Source organism: Pseudonocardia sp. ICBG601 (assembly GCF_020496245.1).
Genome location: NZ_JAHLJA010000086.1, coordinates 20,898 through 27,238 on the forward strand (window position 1 = coordinate 20,898; position 6,341 = coordinate 27,238).

Genomic DNA, 6,341 nt, shown 5'->3' on the forward strand with positions numbered 1-6,341 from the left:
ACGGCGACCGCGTCCACGCCCCCGATGGTCACACGTCGGGCGAGAACCGGACCCCGTGGGGCGGCAGCGTGACGTCCGGCCACACCCGCATGTTGTGCCGCAGCTCGCAGTGCGCGCCGATCACGGCCCGGTCGCCGACCACGGTGTCGCGGATGCTCGCGCCCTCCTCGACGACCGCTCCGGCCCCGATCACCGAGTTCTCCACGACCGCTCCGGCCCGGACGACCGCGCCGTCGAACAGCATGGAGCCCTCGACCCGGGCCCCGGAGCCGATCCGGGCGCCGCGGCCGACGGTCGTCCCGCCGAACACGAACGCGTCGGCGGCCACCTCGGCCCCCTCCAGCACCATCGACTCGCCCGTCGGGCCGGGCAGTGCCGCCGAGGGCGCGACCCCGCGGACCAGGTCCGCCGAGCCGTGCACCAGGTCGCCGGGGGTGCCCATGTCGCGCCAGTACGCGACGTCGACGTGGCCCTGCACGTGCGCCCCGGAGGCGAGCAGGTCGGGGAACGTCTCGCGCTCCACCGACACCGGCCTGCCCGCGGGGATCGTGTCGATCACCTCGCGACGGAAGACGTAGCACCCGGCGTTGATCTGGTCGGTCGGCGGGTCCTCGGTCTTCTCGAGGAACTCCAGCACCCGGCCGGTCGGGTCGGTGGGGACGCAGCCGAAGGCCCGCGGGTTCTGCACCCGCACCAGGTGCAGCGTCACGTCGGCACCGGTGCTCCGGTGGGTGTCGGCGACGGCGGTCAGGTCGGTGCCCGCCAGCACGTCGCCGTTGAAGATCATGACGTGCTCGGCCGAGAGCTTGCCGGCCACGTTGCGGATGCCCCCGCCCGTGCCCAGCGGCTCGGTCTCGGTCACGTAGGTGAGGTCCAGCCCCAGCGACGAGCCGTCGCCGAAGTGCTCCTCGAAGGTCTCGGCCAGGTAGCTCGTACCCAGCACCGCCCGCCGGATGCCCGCCTCGCGGATCCGCGACAGCAGGTGCGCCAGGAACGGCACCCCCGCCGTCGGCAGCATCGGCTTGGGCGCCGACAGGGTCAGTGGCCGCAGCCGGGTGCCCTTGCCCCCGACCAGCACGACCGCCTCGACGTCCTGCAATGCAGGTTCCCCCTCAGGTTCCTTCTTCTCGTTCGCGCTCAGCCGGTCCGCCGCAGCAGACCCGAGCGCACGGCCAGGCCGGCACGCAGGGCCGCACGCAGCGGTGCGTGCACCGGACCGCGGTGGCGGTCGGCCAGGTACCGGTAGGCGCTGCGGTGGTGCTCGGCGAGCATCCGTGCCGACACCCCCGGCTTGCCCGTGGACGCTCCGCCCACGTGTACGACATCGGCACCGGGGACGTACACGTTTCGCCATCCGGCGAGCCCCAGGCGTTCCCCCAGGTCGACGTCCTCGAAGTACATGAAGTAGCGCGGGTCGAAACCGTCGACGGAGTCGAACGCGGCGCGCCGCAGGAGCAGGCACGACCCGGACAGCCAGCCGGCCGACCGCTCGGTCAGGTCCTCGCGGCTGCGCCGGTAGGCCGCGGTCCACGGGTTGGCGGGCCAGACCGGCGCGAGCGCGGCGTGCCCGGCGCCCGCGAGCAGCGACGGGACCTCACGCGCGGAGGGGTAGACCTCGCCGGACGGCTCGCGGATCAGCGGGCCGAGCGCCCCGGCACGGGGGTGCCGACGGCCGGCGTCGAGCAGGGTGTCGAGCGACCCGGCGCCCCACTCCAGGTCCGGGTTCGCCACGACGACCCAGCCGTAGCGGTCGGGCAGCGAGGCCACCCCGCGGTTGGCGGCGGCGCCGTAGCCGACGTTCTCCCCGATCGGCAGGAACGTCACGTGGTCGCGCTCGCGGGCCGCGCGCTCCGGGGCGCCGTCGACGGATCCGTTGTCGGCCAGGACGACCGGCACGTCCGTGCGGGTCGTGGCACCGCGCAGCGAGTCGAGGAAGGTGTCCAGCAGCGCGCCCGGCGAGTAGGTCACCGTGACGACGGCGACCTCGTCGCCGTAGGACCGCACGTCGTCGGCCACCTGGTCTCCCCGTCCTTCTCCGTCCACCCGGCGCATGTCCGGCAACCTAGTCAGCACCGGTGCGACCGGGCCCGGCGGCACCGCCCGTTCGCGCCAGCGAAGATCACACTCCGTCACCATACCGGAGATCGCGATACTGTAACCCTAATATCGGGACCGTCCCCGAGCTGCGGCGACACGCCACAGCCGTGCGTCACCCTCAAGTCCCGACCCCCTACGACGACCGGGCGAGCGGCCCGACACGCAGGCCCGCGCGGCCCGCGGCGCGGGTCCCGATGCTGCACCCTGGTCCCGACCGGGGTGTCCGGTCCTGGAGACGCACGGCGCGCGCCCGGGTTCACCGGACTCCCCCGTCCGGGTGAGACACGGCTGCGCGGACGAGACGGACCCCGAGGGGAGCGAGCATGGGCGAGAGCTACCGGGACCGCTCCCGCCCGTCGGCGGCCGAGCGCGCCGCCGCCCGGCGGTCCGGCCGCCCCACCGCTCCCGACGTCCGGTCCCGCTCGCCCCGCGTCCGCCCCGACACCGGCGCCGCACGCGGGCGACCGGCGGGCTCCGCGGGCTGGAGCCGGGCCGGGACCGGCCCCGACGAGCACCCGCCGTACCCGGCGCGCGACGGGCGCACCGGCGGACGGCCACCCCGGGGCCGCGGGCTGCTGGCCCGGCTGCGTCTCGCCGTCGCCGTGCTGTCGGCGCTGACGGTGCTGCTCACCGGCGCCGCGTGGACCCTCTACCGCGACGTCACCGGCGGCATCACCACCACGAACCTGCTGTTCGGCGGCTCCGCCGGGGGCGAGCAGAACATCCTGCTGGTCGGTGTGGACAGCCGCACCGACGCGCAGGGCAACCCGCTGCCCGCCGACGTCCTGGCCCAGCTGCGCAGCGGCGCCGAGTCCGGCGTCCTCAACTCCGACACGATCATCGTCGTGCACCTGCCCGCCGACGGCAGCAGCGCGACCGCGTTCTCCATCCCGCGCGACTCCGAGGTGTCGATCCCCGGGATCGGCCGCAACAAGATCAACGCGGCGTACCCGCAGACGAAGGCGCAGACCGCGTCCCGGCTCGGCGCCGAGGGCGTGCGCGACCCCCGGCAGATCGACCAGGATTCCTCGCAGGCCGGCCGGCAGGCGCTGATCGACACCGTGCAGGACCTCACCGGGCTGGCCATCGACCACTTCGCCGAGGTCAACCTGCTCGGCTTCTACAACCTCACCAACGCCGTCGGCGGCGTCGACGTCTGTCTGAAGGCCCCGGCCAAGGACGCCTTCTCCGGCGCCGACTTCCCCGCGGGCCCGCAGACGATCTCCGGTGCCGACGCGCTCGCGTTCGTGCGGCAGCGACACGGCCTCGCCGGCGGCGACCTGTCACGGATCAACCGCCAGCAGGTGTTCCTCGCCGCCGTCGCCAACAAGGTCCTCTCCTCGGGCACGCTCACCGACCCCCGCAAGCTCGGCGCGCTGGTCGAGGTGATCCAGCAGTCCGTCGTCATCGACAGCGGCTGGGACCTGCTCGGCTTCGCCCGCGAGGCGTCGTCGATCGCCGCCGGGAAGATGGACTTCCTGACCATCCCCACCGGCGGCCCGGAGACCACCGGCGGCAAGGACGTGCTGCTCGTCGACCCCGCCGAGGTCCGCGACTTCGTCGCCCGCCACACCGAGCCCGAGCCCGAGGAGTCCGCCGCGACCTCCACGGAGGCGGCGCCGCCGGTCGTGGCCGACGTGGCGAACGGGTCCGGGGTGACCGGGCTCGCGGCGCAGGTCGCCGACACCCTGGGCCGCAACGGGTTCACCCCCGGCGAGGTCGGCAACGCCCCGGACCGCACCACCTCGGTGGTCCGCTACAGCCAGGCCGACGGCGACGCCGCCGCCCGCCGGTCGCCGACGCGCTGGGCGGGATCGGCGTCGAGCAGTCCGACGCCGTCGCCCAGGGCCGGGTGCAGGTCCTGCTCGGCACCGACCGCGCGAACGGCGGCCGGACCAGCGCCGCGGCGGCCGCGCCCGCCGCCGCCCCGGCGCCGTCGACCCCGCCGATCACCGCGGGCGGGTCCCGTGCATCGACTGACGTAGCGTTCCGGGGCGATGGACACCGTCTTCGGCTCCGGCCTGTTCCTCACCGACGCACTGCTCGGCCCGGCGCTCGGCGCCGCCGCCCCGCGCCCGCTGGTCACCCACTACGACGACGCGACCGGCGAGCGGACCGAGCTGTCCGGCACGACGACCGCGAACTGGACCGCGAAGGCGGCGAACCTGCTCCGCGACGAGGTCGACGTCGAGCCGGGCACCCGGGTGGCGGCGCTGCTGCCCGCGCACTGGCAGACCGTCGCGGCGCTGCTCGCCGTCTGGTCCTGCGGCGCGGAGCTCGTCGGCAACCCGGCGGGCGCCGACGTCGTCCTCGCCGACGCGGCGCGGCTCGACGTGGCGCTCGCCGCCGCGCGGGCACGGTCGTCGCGTTCTCGCTGGACTTCTTCGGCCGCGGCCTGGGCGACCTGGCCGGCGGGGCCGTCGACTTCGCGACCGAGGTCCGGGCGCACGGCGACGAGTTCGTCCCCTGGGACCCCGGTCGACGGCGCGGCCCCGGCCTGGGACGGCGCGAGCGGCGAGCAGGTGCTGGCCACGGCCCGGGAGCGGGCGGACGCGCTGGGCATCACCGCGGGCGGCCCGGGTGCTGTCGGTCATCGGCTGGGACAGCGCGGACGGCCTGCGCGACGGGCTGCTCGCCGTTCTCGCGGCGGGGGCGTCGCTGGTTCAGACGGTGAACCCGGCCGCCGACCCCGCCGCCCTGGACCGGCCGCCGAGACCGAGCGGGTCACCCTGCGCCTGGGTGAGCGGCGGCCCCGGCCGGGGGTCATGACACGCTGGTCGACCGTGACCCCCTCTGTGAGCGCCCGGGACGGTCGACGACGCGGCGGCCCGGCTCCGCGCCGTCATCGGCCCGACCCCCGCTGCAGCTCAACCCCCGCCTGTCCGACGCGCTCGGCGGCGAGGTCTGGGTCAAGCGCGAGGACCTCCAGCCGGTCCGCTCGTACAAGATCCGCGGCGCCTACAACCTGATCGCGCACAGCTGCCCGAGACCGACCGTCTCGCCGGCGTCGTCCCTGCGCCAGCGCCGGCAACCACGCCCAGGGCGTCGCGTTCGCCTGCCAGCGCCTCGGCGTGACCGGGCGGGTCTACCTGCCCGGCACCACCCCGCGCCAGAAGCGGGACCGCGTCGCGGCGGCTGGGCCGCGACGCCGTCGAGATCCGGGTGGTCGGCAACACCTACGAACGAGGCCGCCGCGGCCGCCCGCGCCGACGCCGAGTCCACCGGCGCCACCCAGGTCCCCGCCTTCGACGACCCGCGCACCGTCGCGGGCCAGGGCACCATCGCCCGCGAGATCCTGTCCCCGAGCTGGCCGACCCGCCGGACGTGCTGGTCGTCCCGGTCGGCGGCGGCGGGCTGCTGCTCGCCGGGGCCATCACCTACCTGCGCGAGCACGCGCCGTCGACCCGGATCGTGGGCGTCGAGCCCGCCGGGGCGGCGAGCATGGCGGCCGCGGTGGCCGCGGGCGAGCCGGTGGACCGGGCACGCTGGACCCCTTCGTCGACGGCGCCGCCGTGCGCAAGGTCGGCGCGGCCCACCTTCGACGTGGTGCGCGATGCGGGCGTGGAGCTGCTCGCGGTGCCCGAGGGCCGGATCTGCGTCGAGATGCTCGCGCTCTACCAGTCCCGACGGCATCATCGCCGAGCCCGCCGGGGCGCTGTCCCCCCCGCGGCGCTGGACCGGCTCGGCATCCCCCGCGACGCGACGACGGTTCTGCCTGATCTCGGGCGGCAACAACGACGTCTCGCGCTACGCCGACATCGTCGAGCGCGCCCTGGTCTTCGAGGGACGCAAGCACTACTTCCTCGTCGAGTTCCCGCAGGAGCCGGGCGCGCTGCGCCGCTTCCCCTCGACGACGTCCTCGGCCCGGACGACGACGTCACCCTGTTCGAGTACACCAAGCGCTCCAACCGGGAGACCGGCCCGGCGCTGGTCGGCATCGAGCTGGGCTCCCCGGACGACCTGCCCGCGCTGCTCAAGCGGATGCAGGAGGCTCCCCCGCACATCGAGCCCATCCCGCCGGACAGCCCGCTGTTCGGCTTCATCCTGTAGACGTCGCGCGCAACACGCTGGCAATCCGGGCCGCCTACCGTGCACGACCGTGCCCGAGATGATGTTCGACGTCCGCGGGGCCGGACGGCACCGAGGTCAGCTACTACTCCCCGTCGCTGGTGGTGACCGAGCACCTGGACACCGGCAACGACCTACCCGGTGGCGGAGTTCGTCACCCGCAGCCGCACCTGCAT

At 75.2% G+C, this 6,341-nt stretch carries 4 protein-coding genes and 3 pseudogenes; 5 read left to right on the forward strand and 2 right to left on the reverse strand.

Annotated features, from left to right (window positions below; translation table 11 throughout):
- Positions 1–28 precede the first annotated feature (28 nt).
- Both KPL57_RS23580 and KPL57_RS23585 read right to left on the reverse strand, forming a co-directional pair.
- A complete protein-coding gene (locus KPL57_RS23580; RefSeq protein ID WP_020625544.1) occupies positions 29–1,099 on the reverse strand; it encodes a sugar phosphate nucleotidyltransferase in 1,071 nt (356 codons plus the stop codon).
- Between the two features lie 38 nt (positions 1,100–1,137).
- Positions 1,138–2,016, reverse strand: coding sequence for a glycosyltransferase family 2 protein (locus KPL57_RS23585; protein WP_226353208.1), 879 nt, complete (start codon positions 2,014–2,016; stop codon positions 1,138–1,140).
- A gap of 404 nt (positions 2,017–2,420) precedes the next feature.
- Here KPL57_RS23585 and KPL57_RS23590 point away from each other — a divergent pair, with 404 nt between their 5' ends.
- From KPL57_RS23590 to KPL57_RS67120, 5 genes and pseudogenes are all read left to right on the forward strand, one after another.
- A complete protein-coding gene (locus KPL57_RS23590; RefSeq protein ID WP_226353209.1) occupies positions 2,421–4,082 on the forward strand; it encodes an LCP family protein in 1,662 nt (553 codons plus the stop codon).
- Between the two features lie 12 nt (positions 4,083–4,094).
- Positions 4,095–4,610 (forward strand): annotated as a pseudogene (locus KPL57_RS67105) (TIGR03089 family protein); the annotation flags it as partial.
- Between the two features lie 811 nt (positions 4,611–5,421).
- Positions 5,422–5,748, forward strand: a pseudogene (locus KPL57_RS67110) (pyridoxal-phosphate dependent enzyme); the annotation flags it as partial.
- A pseudogene (locus KPL57_RS67115) lies at positions 5,651–5,905 on the forward strand (hypothetical protein); the annotation flags it as partial. The pseudogenes KPL57_RS67110 and KPL57_RS67115, both read left to right, overlap by 98 nt.
- A 74-nt stretch (positions 5,906–5,979) precedes the next feature.
- Positions 5,980–6,147 carry a hypothetical protein gene (locus KPL57_RS67120; RefSeq protein WP_264198454.1) on the forward strand — a complete coding sequence of 56 codons (168 nt, stop codon included), beginning with the start codon at positions 5,980–5,982 and terminating at the stop codon, positions 6,145–6,147.
- Positions 6,148–6,341 lie beyond the last annotated feature (194 nt).